2 protein-coding genes are annotated in these 19,368 nt (G+C 74.1%); both read left to right on the plus strand.

Features of this window, described 5'->3' with window-relative positions; translation table 11 throughout:
* Nucleotides 1-2: 2 nt before the first annotated feature.
* Nucleotides 3-17,138, plus strand: a complete 17,136-nt coding sequence (locus ACQPYE_RS18435) for an SDR family NAD(P)-dependent oxidoreductase (protein WP_498722613.1) — start codon at nucleotides 3-5, stop codon at nucleotides 17,136-17,138.
* Nucleotides 17,125-19,368, plus strand: a complete 2,244-nt coding sequence (locus tag ACQPYE_RS18440) for a cytochrome P450 (protein WP_498722615.1) — start codon at nucleotides 17,125-17,127, stop codon at nucleotides 19,366-19,368. Before ACQPYE_RS18435 ends, ACQPYE_RS18440 begins: the two co-directional genes overlap by 14 nt.

Here is a 19,368-nt window from a genome sequence, read left to right on the forward strand (position 1 = left end):
TCATGGCCGACGAAGACAAGCTCCGCAGTTACCTCAAGCGCGCCACGGCCGACCTGCGGGTGATGGGCAAGCGCCTGGCCGAGGTGGAGGAAGCCGCCCGCGAGCCGATCGCCATCATCGGCATCGGCTGCCGCTACCCGGGCGGCGTCGAGTCGCCCGACGACCTGTGGCGGCTGGTCGCCGACGGGGTCGACGCGATCGGCGACTTCCCGACCGACCGGGGCTGGGACGTCCCCTACGACCCGGACCCGGACGCGCCCGGCGCGACCTACGCGCGGTCGGGCGGCTTCCTCGCCGACGGGGCCGGGTTCGACGCGGGCTTCTTCGGCATCTCGCCGCGCGAGGCGTTGGCGATGGACCCGCAGCAGCGCGTGCTGCTGGAAACGGCCTGGGAGACGTTCGACCACGCGGGCATCGACCCGACCTCGCTGCGCGGCAGCCGGACCGCCGTGTTCACCGGCGTGTGGTCCTCGGGCTACGCCGCCCAGCCGCCGCCCGACCTGGAGGGCTTCCTCGCCACCGGCATCGCCACCAGCACCACCTCCGGCCGCGTGTCCTACCTGCTCGGCCTGGAGGGCGCGGCGGTCTCGGTCGACACGGCCTGCTCGTCGTCGCTGGTCGCGATCCACCTGGCCGCGCAGGCGCTGCGCGCGGGCGAGTGCACGATGGCGCTGGCCGGCGGCGTCACGGTGATGGCGACCCCGGCCGGGTTCGTGGAGTTCGCCCGGCAGCGCGGCCTCGCGCCGGACGGGCGGATCAAGTCGTTCGCCGACGCCGCCGACGGCACCAGCTGGTCCGAGGGCGCGGGACTGGTGCTGCTGGAACGCCTGTCCGACGCGCGCCGCAACGGCCACCGGGTCCTCGCCGTGGTGCGCGGCAGCGCGGTGAACCAGGACGGCGCGTCCAACGGCCTGGCCGCGCCGAACGGCCCGTCGCAGGAACGCGTCATCCGCCAGGCCCTGGCGAGCGCCCTGCTGGAACCGTCGGACGTGGACGCCGTCGAGGCGCACGGCACCGGCACCACGCTCGGCGACCCGATCGAGGCGCAAGCCCTGCTGGCCACCTACGGCCAGGACCGCGCGGAACCGCTGCGCCTCGGCTCGATCAAGTCGAACATCGGCCACACCCAGGCCGCCGCCGGCATCGCGGGCGTGATCAAGATGGTCCTGGCGATGCGGCACGGCACCCTCCCGCGCACGCTCCACGTCGACCGGCCCACCGACCACGTGGACTGGACGGCGGGCAACGTCTCCCTCCTCACCGAGCCGACGCCGTGGCCGGAGACCGACCGCCCGCGCCGCGCCGCCGTGTCGTCGTTCGGCATCAGCGGCACCAACGCCCACGTCATCATCGAACACGTGCCGGCCGAACCCGAGTCCACAGTGGAGCAAGACCTCCCGTGGCTGGTGTCCGCACGCACCGCGCAAGCCCTCGCCGCCCAGGCCGAACGCCTCAAGGCGGTCGACGCCCCGGCAGCCAACGTCGCCCGAGCCCTCGCGAACCGCACCCGCTTCGAGCACCGCGCCGTCGTCCTGGACCGCGCGGGGCTGGACGCGCTGGCCACCGGCGGCAGCGCACCCGGCCTGGTCACCGGCGAGGTGGGCGTCCCGGGCAAGACCGTGTTCGTGTTCCCCGGTCAGGGCGCGCAGTGGGCCGGCATGGGCCGCGAGCTGTACGAGACGTCCGACGTGTTCCGCGCCCACGTCGACGCCTGCGCCGAAGCCCTGGCGCCACACGTCGACTGGTCCCTGGTCGACGTCCTGCGGGACGGCGCGCTCGACCGCGTGGACGTGGTCCAGCCCGCCCTGTTCGCCATGATGGTGGCGCTGGCCGGGCTCTGGCGCGCCCACGGCGTGGTCCCGGACGCGGTCGTCGGCCACTCGCAGGGCGAGATCGCCGCCGCGCACGTCGCGGGCATCCTGTCGCTGGCGGACGCCGCGAAGGTCGTCGCCCTGCGCGCCAAGGCCCTGGTGTCGCTGGCCGGGCAGGGCGGCATGGTGTCCGTGGCGCTGTCCCCCGAACGCGCCGCCGCCTACCTGGAGCGGTGGGCGGGCAGGCTCACCGTCGCCGTGGTCAACGCGCCCGGGACCGTCGTCGTCTCCGGCAACACCCGGGACCTGGCCGGGCTGCTGGCCGCCTGCGCCGACGACGACATCCGCGCCCGCTCGCTCCCGGTCGACTACGCCGCCCACTCCGTCGAGGTCGAAGCCCTCCGCGACCGGCTGCGGCACGACCTGGCCGGCATCACCCCGCGACCCGGCGACGTCCCGCTGTACTCGACGGTCACCGGCGAGCCGGCGACCGACCTGGACGCCGGGTACTGGTACCGCAACCTGCGCGAGCCGGTCCGGTTCGACCACGCCACGCGCACGCTGCTCGACCACGGCCACGGCGTGTTCGTCGAGGCCAGCCCGCACCCGGTGGTGACGTCGGCGGTGGAGGAGACGGCCGACGGGCGTGACGTCCTGGTCACCGGGACGCTGCGCCGCGACCAGCCGCGCGAGTTCCGCGCCGCGCTGGCCCGCCTGCACGTCCGGGGCGTCGAGGTCGACTGGCCGTTCCCGGCCGGCATCACGCCCGCGCCCCTGCCCACCTACCCGTTCCAGCGGCAGCGGTTCTGGCTGCGGCCGACCGCCGCCGAGACCGGCGACCACCCGCTGCTGACCACGGTGGTGGACCTGCCCGACGGCGGCGCGGCGCTCACCGGCAAGGTGTCGCTGTCCACCCACCCGTGGCTGGCCGACCACGCCGTGCGCGGTTCCGCGCTGCTGCCCGGCACGGCGTTCCTGGAGCTCGCCGCCCATGCCGCGACCAAGGTCGGGGCGCTCGCGGTGCGGGAACTGGTGCTGGAAACGCCGCTCGTGCTGGACCAGGACGCGGTGCGGCTCCAAGTCGTCGTCGGGCCGCCGGACGACTCCGGCCTCCGCCACCTCACCGTCCACTCCCACGCGGGCGAATGGGTCCGGCACGCCACCGGCACGCTCGGCGACGCACCGGAACCGACGTGGGCGACGCCGTGGCCGCCACCGGACGGCGAGCCGATCGACGTCACGCACCTCTACGACGCGTTCGCCGCCCTCGGCTACGACTACGGCCCGGCGTTCCAAGGCGTCACGGCGGCGTGGCGGGTCGGCGACGAGGTGCACGCCGAGGTCGAGGTGCCCGCCGAGGAGCACTTCGCCCTGCACCCGGCGCTGCTCGACGCGGCCCTGCACCCGATCGCCCTGCTGCACCCGGACGGCCCGGCCAAGCTGCCGTTCGCGTTCTCCGGGGTCGTGCTGCGCCCCACGGACGCGACCGTGCTGCGCGTGCGGCTGTCCGGCGGCCCGGACACCTACTCGGTCACGCTCGCCGACCCGGCCGGCGTCGCGGTCGCGTCCGTGGAGTCCCTGTCGGTGCGGGCCTTCGCCGACGCGCCGGACGACCTGTTCGGGCTCAAGTGGTCGCCGGTGACCGGGAACGACACCGCCGAGACCCGCCACTACGTGTCGGACCACCTGGGGGACACCCCCGACGTGGCCTTGGCGGCGGCCCAGGAGGTCCTGGCCGCGATCCAGGGCCACCAGGACCGGCTGGTGGTCGTCACGCGCAACGCGGTCGCCGCCGTGCCCGGTGACGTGATCGACCTGGCCCACGCGACCGTGTGGGGCCTGGTGCGGGCGGCGCAGGCCGAGCACCCGGGCCGGTTCGCGCTGGTCGACGCGGACGACTCGTGGGACGGCACGCTGGCCGACGAGTCGGAGCTGGTGGTGCGCCGGGGAGTCCTGCTCGCGCCCCGGCTCGTGCGGGTGGACCGCGCGCTCACCCCGCCGGACGGCCCGTGGCGGCTGGAGGACGTCGGCACCGGCAGCATCGACGACCTGGCGCTCGTGCCGAGGCCGGAGCTGACCGCGCCGTTGGCGCCGGGCGAGGTCCGGCTCGCCCTGCGGGCCGCCGGGCTGAACTTCCGCGACGTGCTCATCGCGCTGGACGTCTACCCCGGCGAGGCGTTGATGGGCGGCGAGGGCGCGGGCGTGGTGCTCGACGTGGGGCCGGACGTCGACCGGTTCCGGCCGGGCGACCGGGTGTTCGGCCTGGTGCCGGGCGCGTTCGGACCGATCGCCGTCGCCGACCACCGGGTGCTCGCCCCGATGCCGGACGACTGGTCGTTCGCGCGGGCAGCCGCCGTGCCGGTCGTGTTCCTGACCGCCTGGTACGGCCTGGTGGACCTGGGCCGCACCGGACCCGGCGACCGCGTGCTGATCCACGCCGGCACCGGTGGCGTCGGCATGGCGGCCATCCAGCTCGCCCGGCACCTGGGCGCGGAGGTGTTCGCCACCGCGAGCCCCGGCAAGTGGGACGTGCTGCGCGGACTGGGCCTGGACGACGACCACATCGCGTCGTCGCGGACGCTGGAGTTCGAGCAGCTCTTCCCGCACGTGGACGTGGTGCTCAACTCCCTGGCCGACGAGTTCACCGACGCGTCCCTGCGCCTGCTCGCGCCCGGCGGCCGGTTCGTGGAGATGGGCAAGACCGACATCCGCGCCGACACCGGCGTGGACTACACGGCGTTCGAGATCGCCGACGCCGGTCCGCGTCGGCTCGGCGACATCCTGGCCGAGGTGTCGCGGGCCTTCGCCGACGGCGTCCTGACGCCGTTGCCGATCGACGTCCGGGGCGTGCGCGACGCGGTGGACGTGTTCCGGCACATGAGCCAGGCCCAGCACATCGGCAAGATCGTGCTGACCCTGCCCGCCGCCCTCGACGGCACGGTGCTGGTCACCGGTGGCCTGGGCACGCTCGGCCGGGCCATCGCCGCGCACCTGGTCGCGGAGCACGGTGTGCGGCGGCTGGTGCTGGTCGGTCGCGGCGGCGGCGAAGCGCCGGAGCTGGACGCGGACGTGCGGGTCGTCGCGTGCGACGTGTCCGACCGCGACCAGGCGGCGGACCTGGTGGCCTCGATCCCGGACCTGACCGCCGTGGTGCACGCCGCCGGTGTGCTGGACGACGCCCTGGTCACCGAGCTGACGCCGCACCAGGTGGCCGCGGTGTTCGCGCCCAAGGCGCGGGCGGCCTGGCACCTGCACGAGCTGACCCGGCATCTCGACCTGGCCGCGTTCGTGCTGTTCTCCTCCGCCTCCGGCGTGCTGGGCAGCCCCGGCCAGGCCAACTACGCCGCCGCGAACACGTTCCTCGACGCCTTGGCCGTGCACCGGCGCGCCCTCGGCCTGCCCGCCGTCTCGCTGGCGTGGGGGTACTGGGCCGAGGCCAGCGGCATGACCGGGCACCTCTCCGACGCCGACCGGCAACGCCTGACCCGCGCGGGCGTCGTTCCGCTGGCCACCGAGCACGCGCTGGACCTGTTCGACGCCGCGCTGGCCGTCGACCGGGCCGCCGTCGCGCCCGTCGCGCTGAACCTGCCCGCCCTGGCCCGCACGCCCGTGCTGCCCTCGGCCCTGCGCGGGCTGGTGGGCCGCAAACCGGTCAAGCGGCCGGTCCACCGCGGTGTGCTGGCCGACCGGCTGCGGTCGCTGCCGGCGGCCGAGCAGGCCGCCGCGGTGCTCGACGTCGTCACGGCCAACACCGCCACCGTGCTCGGGCACGCGTCACCGGACGCCGTCGACACGCGGCAGCCGTTCAAGGACCTCGGGTTCGACTCGCTGACCGCCGTGGAGCTGCGCAACCGCCTCGGCACGGCCACCGGCCTGCGGCTGCCCGCCACCGTGACGTTCGACCACCCCACCCCGGCACGCCTGGCCGACTACCTGCGCGGCGAGCTCGTCGGCACGCGTCGGGAGATCGCCGCGCCGGTCGTGCGCGCGGTGGACGACGACCCGATCGTGATCGTGGGCATGGGCTGTCGGCTGCCCGGCGGCGTCGAGTCGCCGGACGACCTGTGGCGGCTGGTGTCCGACGGCGTGGACGCCATCACGGACTTCCCCGACGACCGCGGCTGGGACCTGGCCCGGCTCTACCACCCGGACCCCGACCACGCGGGCACCAGCTACACCCGCTCCGGCGGCTTCCTGAGCGACGTGGCGGGGTTCGACGCGGACTTCTTCGGCATCTCGCCGCGCGAGGCGTTGGCGATGGACCCGCAGCAGCGCGTGCTGCTGGAGACGGCCTGGGAGGCGTTCGAGCACGGCGGGATCGACCCGACCTCGTTGCACGGCAGCCGGACCGGGGTGTTCACCGGCATCTGGGCCTCCGGGTACGGCGCGGGCGCGCCCTCGGACGTCGAGGGCTACCTCGGCACCGGCGCGGCGACCAGCGTGGTGTCCGGCCGGATCGCCTACCTGCTCGGGTTGGAGGGCGTCGCGGTCTCCCTCGACACGGCGTGCTCGTCGTCGCTGGTCGCGATGCACCTGGCCGCGCAGGCGCTGCGCACGGGTGAGTGCGACCTGGCGTTGGCCGGCGGGGTCACGGTGATCGCGACGCCGGTGGGCTTCACCGAGTTCTCGCGGCAGCGGGGGTTGGCGGTCGACGGCCGGTGCAAGCCGTTCTCCGCCGCCGCCGACGGCACGAGCTGGGGCGAGGGCGCGGGTCTGGTGCTGCTGGAGCGGCTGTCGGACGCCCGTCGCAATGGTCACCAGGTGTTGGCGGTGCTGGCCGGCACGGCGGTGAACCAGGACGGCGCGTCGAACGGTCTGACCGCGCCGAACGGTCCGTCGCAGGAGCGGGTGATCCGCCAGGCGTTGGCGAACGCGGGTCTGGAGCCGTCCGACGTGGACGCGGTGGAGGCGCACGGCACCGGCACGTCGCTGGGTGATCCGATCGAGGCCCAGGCGTTGTTGGCGACGTACGGGGCGGAGCGGTCCGAGCCGTTGTGGCTGGGTTCCGTCAAGTCGAACATCGGCCACACGCAGGCGGCGGCCGGTGTCGCCGGTGTGATCAAGATGGTGTTGGCGCTGCGGCACGGCGTGCTGCCGAAGACGTTGCACGTGGACGAGCCGACGCCGCACGTGGACTGGACGGCCGGGGACATCCGGCTGTTGACCGAACCGGTCGCGTGGCCGGAGACCGGACGTCCCCGGCGCGCCGCCGTGTCGTCGTTCGGGATCAGCGGGACCAACGCGCACGTCGTGCTGGAGCAGGCGCCGGACCCGACCGGGCCGACCACCGGCGTGGAGCTGCCCTGGCTGGTGTCGGCGAAGAGCGAACCCGCGCTGCGGGAGCAGGTCCGACGGGTGCGGGAGTTCGCCGCCGACCACCCGGACGTGCGCGTCGGCCGCGCGCTGGCCGGTCGGACGAGGTTCCCGCACCGGGCCGCGATCCTCGGACCGGACGTGGTGTCCGGGGTGGCGGGCTCGCCGGACCGGACGGTGTTCGTGTTCCCGGGTCAGGGCGCGCAGTGGGTCGGGATGGGCCGGGACCTCTACGCGGCGGAGCCGGTGTTCCGCGAGGCGGTCGACGCGTGCGAGCGGGCGTTGGAGCCGCACGTCGACTGGTCGTTGGTCGAGGTACTGAACGGCGGTGGGCTGGACCGGGTCGACGTGGTGCAGCCCGCGTTGTTCGCGGTGATGGTGGCGCTGGCGCGGCTGTGGCAGTCGGTCGGCGTCGAGCCGGACGTGGTGGTCGGCCACTCGCAGGGCGAGATCGCCGCCGCGCACGTCGCGGGCGCGTTGTCGCTGGAGGACGCCGCCCGCGTGGTCGCGCTGCGGAGCAAGGCCCTGGTCGCGATCTCGGGCCGGGGCGGGATGGTGTCGCTCGGCCTGTCCGCCGACCGGGCCGCCGGCTACCTGGCCCGGTGGGGCGAGCGGCTGACCGTCGCGGTGGTCAACGCGCCCGGCTCGGTGGTCGTGTCCGGTGACACGGACGCGTTGGACGAGCTGCTGGCGGCGTTCGACGAGGTCCGCGCCCGCCGCCTGCCGGTGGACTACGCCGCCCACTCCGCCCAGGTCGAGGCCATCCGCGACCGGCTGCTGGCCGACCTCGCGGACATCACGCCGACGTCCGCGCGGATCCCGTTCCACTCCACGGTGACCGGCGAGGTGATCGACACCGCCGGGCTCGACGCCGCCTACTGGTACCGGAACCTGCGTGCGCCGGTGCTGTTCGAGCAGGCCGCACGCGCGTTGCTGGCCGAGGGCTCGCCGGTGTTCGTGGAGATCAGCCCGCACCCGGTGCTGGTGCCCGCGCTGGAGGAGCAGGACGCCACGACCAGCGGCACGCTGCGCCGCGACCAGGGCGGGCGTGACGACTTCCTGGCCGCCGCCGCGCGGTTGTTCGTGCTGGGCGTGGACGTCGACTGGGGCGTGCCGTCGCCGGCGGTCGGCCTGCCGACGTACCCGTTCCAGCGGGAGCGCTTCTGGCTGGCGCCGCGGGGCTCCGGCGACGTCTCCGGCGCGGGCCTCGACCCGGTCGACCACCCGCTGCTCGGCGCGTCCGTGGAGCTGCCCGGCGACCGGGCCGTGGTGCTGACCGGCACGGTGTCCACGGCCACGCACCCGTGGCTGGCCGACCACGCGGTGCTGGGGACCGTGCTGCTGCCCGCGACGGTGTTCGTGGAACTGGTCGCGCACGCGGCGGGGGTGGTCGGCTGCGCGGCGGTCGAGGAGCTGGTCCTCGAATCGCCCCTGGTGCTCGACGGCGCCGTGCGGGTGCAGGTGGTCGTGGGCGTGGCGGACGACGCGGGCCGCCACCCGGTGGAGGTGCGGTCCCAGGGGCAGGACGACTGGGTGCGGCACGCCACCGGCGTCCTCGCGGCCGAACCGGTCACCGCACCGGCGTTCCCGGCGAGCTGGCCACCGGCCGGCGCGCGGCCCGTCGACGTGCGGGACCTCTACGACGCGTTGGCGGGCGCGGGGTACGAGCACGGTCCGGCGTTCCAAGGCGTGCGCGCGGTGTGGCGTGCGGACGGCGAGGTGTTCGCCGAGGTGTCGGTGGACGACGCCGCCCGGTACGGCACGCATCCCGCGCTGCTCGACGCGGCGCTGCAACCGCTGGCGTTGTTGGCCGACGCGACCGGCGAGGTGCGGTTGCCGTTCTCCCTCACCGGGATCACGCTCCACCGCGCCGGCGCGTCGACCGCCCGGGTCAGGCTGTCGGGCACGGCGACCGCCGGTTACAGCGTCGCGCTCGCCGACGACTCCGGCTCGCCGATCGTCACGATCGGCTCGGTCACCACCCGCCCGATGGCGCGTCGAGCCGACGACGCCCTGTTCAAGCTGGACTGGATCCGCCGTGACGGCGACGCGGCCACCCCGGACCGCGTCGTGGCGCCGGCTTCGGTCGAGGAAGCGCTGGCGCTGCTCCAGGCCTTCCTCGCCGAGGACGGCGACGGGCGGTTGGTCGTGCACACCCGCGACGCGGTGGCCGCGGCGCCCGGCGACCACCTGGACGACCTCGACGGCGCGGCCGTGTGGGGCCTGGTCCGCGCCGCGCAGGCCGAACACCCCGGCCGCTTCGTCCTGGTGGACACCGACGACTCACCGCCGGTCGTCCTGGACGACGAAGACCAGCTCGCCGTCCGGCGTGGTGTGGTCCACGTGCCCCGGCTCGTCCGGGCCGCCGCGCACGGGCCGGTCACGGGCTCGCTGGTGGAGCCGGGCACCGGCAACCTCGACGACCTGGTGTTCGCCGAGGCCGTCGACACCCCGTTGCGGCCGCACGAGGTCCGGGTCGGGGTGCGGGCGGCGGGGATGAACTTCCGCGACGTGCTGATCGCGCTGGGCGTCTACCCGGTCCCGGCGACGCTCGGCAGCGAAGGCGCGGGCGTGGTCACCGAGGTCGGCTCGGCCGTCACCGGGTTGCGCGTCGGGGACCGGGTGCTCGGCCTGCTGTCCGGCGCGTTCGGGCCGAGCGCGGTCGCGGACCACCGGGTGCTCGCGCCGATGCCCGCCGACTGGACGTTCACCCGGGCCGCCGCCGTCCCGGTGGCGTTCCTGACCGCCTGGTACGGCCTGGTCGACCTCGGCGGGCTCCGGGAGGGCGACCGGGTGCTGATCCACGCCGGCACGGGCGGCGTCGGCATGGCGGCCATCCAGCTTGCCCGCCGGGCCGGCGCGGAGGTGTTCGCCACGGCGAGCCCCGGCAAGTGGGACGTGCTGCGCGGTCTGGGTCTGGACGACGACCACATCGCGTCGTCTCGGACGCTGGAGTTCGAGCAGCTCTTCCCGCACGTGGACGTGGTGCTCAACTCGTTGACCGGCGAGTTCACCGACGCGTCGCTGCGGCTGCTGGCCGACGGCGGCCGGTTCGTCGACATGGGCAAGGCCGACGTCCGCGACGTGCCCGGCTACCGGGCGTTCGACCTGGCCGAAGCCGGCCCGGAGCGGCTCGGCGAGGTGCTGGCGGAGGTCGTGCGGCTGATCGAGGCGGACGACCTGAGCGTGCCGCCGATCACCGCGTGGGACGTCCGGCGGGCGCGGGAGGCGTTCCGGCACATGAGCCAGGCCGGGCACGTCGGCAAGATCGTGCTGACCGTTCCCGCCCCGCTCGGTGTGGGTGGTCCCGATGGCCTGGGCGGCACGGTGCTCGTCACCGGCGGCACCGGCACGCTGGGCCTGCTGGTCGCCCGGCACCTCGTCACCGCGCACGGCGTGCGGAAGCTCGTGCTCGTGAGCCGGTCCGGCGGGTCGTCGGTCGCCATCGACGGCGCGGACGTCACCGTGGTCGCGTGCGACGTGGGCGACCGGGAGGCGCTGGCCGCACTCCTGGCCGGGATACCCGACCTGACGGCCGTGGTGCACGCGGCGGGGGTGCTGGACGACGGCGTGATCGAGTCGTTGACCCCCGAACGGCTCGCCGCGGTGCGCGCCGGGAAGGCCGACGCCGCCCGGCACCTGCACGAGCTGACCCGACACCTCGACCTGGGCGCGTTCGTGCTGTTCTCGTCGGCCGCCGGTGTGCTCGGCAGCGCCGGCCAGGGCAACTACGCCGCCGCCAACGCCTACCTGGACGCCCTGGCCGAGCACCGCCGCCGGCAGGGCTTGGCCGCGGTGTCGGTGGCATGGGGGCAGTGGGCGCAGGCCAGCGGGCTGACCGGGCGGTTGGCCGACGCCGACCAACGGCGCTTGGCGCGATCCGGCGTCGTGCCGCTGTCCACCGAACACGGCCTGGCCCTGTTCGACGCCGCCCTCACCGCGCCCGAGCCGACCCTGGTGGCCGCCGGGCTGCGGGTGTCGGCGCTGGGCGACCGGCCGGTGCTGCGCGCACTGACCCGTCGTCGGCCCGCCCGGACGGCAGGGGTGGCGCGGGACCTCGGCGCACTGCCCGAAGCCGAGCAGCGCGCGGCCCTGCTGGAGCTGATCACCACGCACAGCGCGGCCGTCCTCGGGCGCACGGACGGCGTCGACGTCGACCGGGCGTTCAAGGACCTCGGCTTCGACTCGCTGACCGCCGTGGAGCTGCGCAACCGGCTGGCCGCGGCGGTCGGCGTCCGGTTGTCGGCGACCATGACGTTCGACCACCCCACCCCGGCGAGACTGGCCGACCACCTGCGGGAAGTGCTGCTCGGCGCGGCCCGACCGGTCGTCGCGCCGGTCGCCGTGGCGGTCACCGACGACCCGATCGTGGTGGTCGGCATGGGGTGCCGCTACCCGGGCGGTGTCGCGTCGGCGGCGGACCTGTGGCGGCTCGTCGCGGACGGTGTCGACGCGATCGGCGACTTCCCGGACGATCGCGGCTGGGACCTGGACAGGCTCTACGACCCGGCGGGCGGACCCGGCACCACCTACACCAGGTCCGGCGGGTTCCTGGCCGACGTGGGTGGGTTCGACGCGTCGTTCTTCGGGATCTCGCCGCGTGAGGCGGTGGCGATGGATCCTCAGCAGCGCTTGGTGCTGGAGACGGCGTGGGAGACGTTCGAGCACGCCGGGATCGACCCGACCTCGTTGCGGGGCAGCCGGACCGGTGTGTTCACGGGTAGTTGGGCATCCGGGTACGCGGGCGGCGTGGACCAGGTCTCCCGGGACGTCGAGGGTTACCTGGCCACCGGCACGGCCCCCAGCGTGACGTCCGGGCGGGTGTCGTACCTGCTCGGTTTGGAAGGCCCGGCCCTGTCGGTCGACACGGCGTGCTCGTCATCGTTGGTGGCGATCCACCTGGCGGCGCAGGCGCTGCGGTCCGGCGAGTGCGACCTGGCGCTGGCGGGCGGCGTGACGGTCATGGCCACACCCGCGAGCTTCGTGGAGTTCTCCCGGCAGCACGGCCTGTCCGCCGACGGCCGCTCGAAGTCCTTCTCGTCCTCGGCTGACGGCACGAGCTGGGGTGAGGGCGCGGGTTTGGTGTTGTTGGAGCGGTTGTCGGAGGCGCGTCGGCTCGGGCATCGGGTGTTGGCGGTGGTGGCGGGTTCGGCGGTGAATCAGGATGGTGCGTCGAATGGTTTGACTGCGCCTAATGGTCCGTCTCAGGAGCGGGTGATTCGTCAGGCTTTGGCGAATGCGGGTTTGGTGTCGTCGGATGTGGATGTGGTGGAGGCGCATGGGACTGGTACGACGTTGGGTGATCCGATTGAGGCTCAGGCGTTGTTGGCTACGTATGGTCAGGAGCGTTCGGAGCCGTTGTGGTTGGGTTCGGTGAAGTCGAACATCGGTCATACGCAGGCGGCTGCGGGTATCGCGGGCGTCATCAAGATGATCATGGCGATGCGGCACGGGCAGATGCCGCGGACGCTGCACGTGGACGAGCCGACACCGCACGTCGAGTGGGAGCGCGGCGAGATCCGGCTCCTCACCGAGGACCGGCCGTGGCCGGAGACCGACCGCCCGCGCCGGGCCGGCGTCTCCGCGTTCGGGATCAGCGGGACGAATGCGCACGTGATCCTGGAACACGTTCCTCCGACTGAGTCGGTGGAGGTGGTCGAGCGGGTGCCGTGGTTGTTGTCGGCGAAGTCGCCGGAGGCGTTGAGGGCGCAGGCACAGCGGCTGCGCGACTACGCCGACGACCCGGCGGTGGGCCCGGTCCTGGCGATGCGGACGCGGTTCCCCTACCGTGCCGCGTTCACCGATCCGACCAGGCTCTTGGCCGACCTCGACGCCTTGGCCGACGCCCCGATCGAGGCGGCACGTGCGGGCAAGACGGCGTTCGTGTTCTCGGGTCAGGGTTCGCAGTGGCGTGGGATGGGTCGTGGTCTTTATGACGCGTATCCGGTGTTCGCGGGGGTTGTGGACGAGGTGTGCGGTCGGCTTGGTTTGTCGTTGTGGGAGGCCGATCTGGATCAGACCGGGTTCACGCAGCCGGCGTTGTTCGCGATCGAGGTTGCCCTGTTCCGGTTGGTCGAGTCGCTGGGGATGCGGCCCGATTACTTGATCGGGCATTCGGTGGGTGAGATCGCCGCCGCGCATGTTGCGGGTGTGCTGAGTTTGGATGATGCGTGCACGTTGGTGTTGGCGCGTGGCCGGTTGATGCAGGAGTTGCCGCCGGGTGGCGCGATGGTGTCGATCCGGGCGTCCGAGGCGGAGATCGACCTCACCGAGGGGGTCGAGATCGCGGCCGTGAACGGGCCCGAGGCGGTGGTGGTCTCCGGTGACGAGGACGCGGTGTTGCGGCTCGCCGAGCTGTGGCGGGAACGGGGACGCGAGACGCGGCGGTTGGCGGTGAGTCATGCGTTCCACTCGGCTCACATGGAGCCGATGCTGGTGGAGTTCGGGCGGGTGGTGGAGGGGTTGTCGTTCGGTTATCCCCAGTTCCCGATCGTGTCGACGATTTCGCCGGACGGTTCCGATAGCGTTGAGAACAGGGGTCCCCTGGGCGGGGACCTCTCCGCAGGCACGGTTTTTGACGCAGGCTATTGGGTGCGTCAGGCGCGGGAGGCGGTGCGGTTCGAGGATGGCATGGAGTGGTTGCGTGCCAGTGGTGTGACGACGTTCCTGGAGATCGGTCCGCATCCCACGCTGGTGCCGGTCGGGGTGATGCGTCGGGAGGACGACTCGCCCGAACGACTCCTCGCGGCGCTCGGCCGGCTTTGGGAACAGGGCGCGGACTGGCGTCCGCCGGCCCCGCGCGTCCACCTCGACCTGCCCGCCTACCCGTTCCAGCGGGAGCGGTTCTGGTTGGTGCCGAGCGTGCCGGTGGACGTGACCGGCGCGGGCCTCGACGCGCTGGACCACCCGTTGCTCCGCGCCTCCGTCACGCTGCCCGACGGCCAGGGCGTGGTGCTGACCGGTGTGCTCGCCCGGTCCGCGCACCCCTGGCTGGCCGAGCACACCGTCCTCGACACGGCGCTGCTGCCCGCCACCGGGTTCGTGGAGCTGGCGTTGCAGGCCGGCGGGCACGTCGGCTGCCCGGTGTTGGCCGAACTCGTGCTCGAAGCCCCCCTGCCGCTGCACGACACCGTGCACGTCCAGGTCACCGTCGGCACGCCGGACGGCACCGGGCGACGTCCCGTCACGCTGCACTCGCGCACCACCGCCGAGCCGGACGACTGGACCCGCCACGCCACCGGCGTCCTGCGCCCCGAACCGGCCACCCCGCCGACCGGGCCCGCCACGTGGCCACCGGCCGACGCGACCCCGGTCGACATCGCCACCCTGTACGACACGCTCGCCGACGCGGGCTACGACTACGGCCCGACGTTCCAAGGACTGCGCGCCATCTGGCGGCACGGCGACGACCTGCACGCCGAGGTCGCGTTCCCGGCCGACCACGCGCAGCTGACCGGCTTCGGCATCCACCCGGCCCTGCTGGACGCGGCGATCCAGCCGCTCACCCTGCTCACCGGCATCACCGCCGAGGTCGACGGCCCCGGCCAGGGCCTGGCCAGGTTGCCGTTCTCGTTCGCGGGCGTGTCGATCACCGGCACGGCGGCCACCCTGCGGGTCGTGCTGTCGCCCACCGCGCCGGACACCTACGCGGTCAGCGCCACCGACACCGCCGGCACGCCGGTGGCCACCATCGACTCCCTCGTGCTGCGTCCCGTCGAACTGGGCGGTCTCGCCGTCGCCCGCCACCCCAACTCCCTGTTCACCCTCGACTGGACGCCGTTGCCGGGCACCGACGCGCCGGACGTGGCGGCGGAGTTCCTCGACCTCGCGGCCACCGGGGGAGACCCGGTCGAACGGACCCACGCGCTCACCCGGCAGGTGCTCCACGACGTGCGGCGAGCCCTGGCCGACGACACCCGCCTGGTGATCGTCACCCGTGCCGACGACCTGCCCCACGCGGCGGCCCGAGGGCTGGTGCGCAGCGCGCAGACCGAGCACCCCGGCCGTTTCCTGCTGGTCGAGCACGACGACGCGGAGGCGTCCCGCCAGGCGCTGCCGGCCGCCGTGCGCACCGCGTTCGCCCAAGCGGAACCGCAACTGCGGCTGCGCGACGGCGAAGCGCTGGTCCCCAGGCTCACCAAGTCCACCAAGGACGCCGCGCCACGCCCGCTGCGCGGCACCGCGCTGATTACCGGTGGGTTGGGCGTCCTCGGCGGCCTGACCGCGCGTCACCTCGTCACCGACCACGGCGTGCGGCACGTGGTCCTGGCCGGACGGCGCGGTTCGGAGACCCCCGGCGCGGCGGAACTCCACGCCGAGCTGGCCGACCTCGGCGCGACCGTCACCGTGGCCGCGTGCGACGTCGCCGACCGCGCCGACCTCGCCCGCCTCCTCGCCACGATCGACGACCTGCGCGTCGTCGTGCACACCGCCGGGATCGTGGACGACGCCGTGGTCGACTCCCTCACCCCCGAGCAGCTGGACGCCGTGCTGCGGCCCAAGGTGGACGCGGCCTGGCACCTGCACGAGCTGACCCACGACCTGGACGCGTTCGTGCTGTTCTCGTCCGTGGCGGGCGTGCTGGGCAGTCCCGGCCAGGCCAACTACGCGGCGGCCAACTCGTTCCTCGACGCGCTCGCCCGCCACCGGCACGCGCTCGGCCTGCCCGCCGTGTCGCTGGCCTGGGGCTACTGGGCGCAGGAGAGCGGCATCACCGGCCACCTCGGCGAGGCCGACCGGCTCCGCCTGGCCCGCGCGGGACTGCTCGCGCTGCCGACGGACCGGGCGCTCGCGCTGCTCGACATCGGCCTGGCGACCGGCGAGCCGGTGCTGGTGCCCGCCCACCTCGACCCGGCCACGGCGAAGACGGCGTTGCTGCGCGACCAGGCGCGGTCCCGGCAGGCGAAGGTGCCCGCGGTCACGCCGGCCGACCTGATCGGCCGGCTCGCCGCACTGGCCGAGCCCGAGCAGCGCGCCCTGCTGCTGGACGTGATCAACACGCACGGCGCGGCCGTCCTCGGCCACACCACGCGGCTCACCGCCGACCCGCAGCAGGCCTTCCGCGACCACGGCGTCGACTCGCTCACCGCGATCGAGCTGCGCAACCGGCTCAACGCGGCCACCGGCCTGCAACTGGCCGCGACCGCCGTCTTCGACTTCCCGACACCCGCCCAGCTGGCCAACCACCTCTACGGGCTGCTGCGCGGCACCGCCAACCGGGACGCCGGACCGATGGAGACGTTGCTGCGCAAGGCGATCGACGTCGACCGCGCGCGGGACGGCGTCGAGCTGCTGGCCACCGCGGCTCGGCTCGGCCCGCTCGCCGACCGGCTCGACGTCACGCCGGTCAAGCTCACCACCGGGTTCGTGCCGCCCGCGCTGGTCTGCCTGCCGTCCGCGTTGGCGTTCACCGGCGTGGAGGAGTACGCCCGGTTCGCCGCCGCGCTGGAGGCGATGCGGGACGTGACCGCCGTGCCGCTGCCCGGTTTCGCCGGCGGTCCGCTGCCCGCCACCGCCGAAGCCCTGGTGGACGCGGTGACGGACGCGGTCGTCGACGCGGTCGTGGGCGAGTTCGCGCTGGTCGGCCGGTCGGTCGGGGCGTGGCTGGCCCGCGCCGTCGCCGGTCGCCTCGAAGCCAGGGGCGTGACACCGGCCGCGCTGGTGCTGATCACGCCTGCCGACGACCCGCGCGCGGTGCTCGACGGCGTGCTCGACCCCGAGCACCAGGTCCACCCCGTCGACGACGACCGGCTGGTCGCGATGGGCCGCTACCTCGACCTGGCCGGGCAGTGGGAACCGGACCCGATCGGCGCGCCGGTGCTGCACGTCGGCACGACGCACGAGCGCCCACCGTCCGGGCAGGAGTCGGTGGTGGTCACCGGCGACCACTTCTCCGTGCTCGAACAGCACTCCGCCTCCACCGCACTGGCGATCAGCAGCTGGCTCATGGACTTCCGCGGGTACGGCGCCGGGTTGTCCGAACTCAGGGAAAGGGACGTCCATGATCTGGGATGACGTGTTCATCGGCGGCACCGGGCACCACCTGCCGCCGCGCACGCGGGCGACGGACGCCGTGCCGGACACCGACACCATGCGGCGGCTGCTCGCGCTGTCCGACTTCACCTCCTTCACCCAGTCCGACGACCTGACCGAGCACGCCATGGCGGTGCGGGCGGCGATCGGCGCGCTGCGCCAGTCCGGGCTGACCGGCGCCGACATCTCGATGGCCGCCTACGCGCAGATGGACCACCAGGACCACATGGCGTCCTCGTGCCACCTCCAGCGCGTCCTGGGCCTCGGCCACGCCCTGGTCTACGAGGTGGAGGCGACCAGCAACGGCGGCTCGGCCGCGCTCCAGGCCGCCGCCGCCCACCTGGTGGCCGACCGGTCCGCCACCGCCACCCTGGTCACCGCGACCGCCCGGTTCCTGCCGCCCCGCTGGGAACGCTGGCAGCCCACCGTCGGCATCTTCCTGGCCGACGGCGCCGCGGCGGCCGTGCTCACCCGCGACGGCGGCCGGGCACGCCTGGTCTCCACCGCCAACAGCTCCGCCACCCAGATGGAAGTGCTCGCCACCCCGTCCATCCCCGACCCGCTCGGCCACCGCAACCGCACGCCCATCGAGGTCACCGGCCTCGCGCCCTACCTGACCCTGATGAGCGAGGCGCTGGTCAACGCGGTCGAGCAGGCCGCCAAGGAAGCGAACGTCGCGATCGCCGACATCACCCGGTTCGTCATCACCGGGCTCGGGCTGGCGCAGCTGCAGGTGGTCGTGCTGGAACCGCTCGGCATCGACCTGGACCGCACCACCTGGCCGTTCCTGCGCGAACTCGGCCACGTCGGGCCGTGCGACCAGCTGCTCGGCGTCGACCACCTGCTCAACGACGGCGACCTGGAGCCGGGCGACACGATCATGGTGGTCGGCCTGGGCATGGGCTCCCGGTTCACCGCCGCGCTGCTGGAGGTCACCGAGCCGCCCAAGCGCGGCACGACGTTCGTGACGGAGTCCGTCGAGATCCCGCCGGTCGAGCGGTACACCATCGACCCGTCCGGCGGCGACATCTTCGGCGAGGCGGCGGACCTGCGCGAACGCGGCCACACCACGCCCGTCGAGCTGCCCGGCGGCATCGGCGCGTGGGCGGTGACCGGCCACGAGGCCGTCAAGGCCGTGCTGCTGGACCCGGCCGTCTCCAAGGACGCCAACCGGCACTGGCCCGCGTGGCGCAACGGCGAGATCCCGCCCGACTGGCCGCTGATCATGTGGGTGGCGATGAAGAACATGTTCACCGCCTACGGCGAGGACCACGCCCGGCTGCGCAAGCTGGTGGCCAAGGCGTTCACCGCCCGGCGCATCGACGCCATGCGCCCGCGCGTGGAGGAGATCACCGCCGACCTGATCGACCGGCTGGCCGCCGTGCCGCGCGGCGAGGTGGTCGACCTGCGCGCGGAGTTCGCCTTCCAGCTGCCCATCCGGGTGATCAGCGGCTTGTTCGGGCTGTCCGCGCAGACCGGCGCGGACCTGCGCCGCCTCGTGGAGTCGGTGTTCAGCCTCGACGCCGACCCCGAAGGCGTGCAGGACGCGTCCGCCGAGCTGTACCTGCTGCTGAAGGGCCTCGTGGCGGAGAAGCGCGCGAACCCCGGCGACGACATGACCAGCGACCTGATCACCGCGCAGGAGGAGGACGGCAGCAGGCTCGGCGAGCAGGAGCTGCTGGACACGTTGCTGCTGACCATCAGCGCCGGCTTCGAGACCACGGTCAACCTGCTCGACAGCGCGGTGCACGCGCTGGCCACGCACCCGTCCCAGCTCGGCCTCGTCACGGCCGGGACGAGCACGTGGGACGACGTGGTGGACGAGACGCTGCGCTGGCAGGCGCCGGTGCCGAACCTGCCGCTGCGGTACGCGGTGCGCGACGTCGAGGTCGACGGCGTGCCGATCGCCAAGGGCGACGCGATCCTGGTGTCGTTCGGCGCGGCCGGCCGCGACCCGGCGCGCCACGGCGAGAACGCCGAGGCGTTCGACATCACCCGGCCGTCCCGGCGCGACCACCTGTCGTTCGGCCACGGCGTGCACTTCTGCCTCGGCTCGCCGCTGGCCCGGATGGAGGCCACGGTGGCGTTGCGGGCGTTGTTCGAGCGGTTCCCGAACCTTCGGCTCGCCGTGCCGTCGGCGGACCTGGAACCGTTGGGGTCGTTCTTCACCAACGGGCACAAGTCGCTGCCCGTGGTGCTGGAGGAGGACTGA

This window comes from Actinosynnema sp. CA-299493 (assembly GCF_050946825.1).
Taxonomy (GTDB): Bacteria; Actinomycetota; Actinomycetes; order Mycobacteriales; family Pseudonocardiaceae; genus Actinosynnema.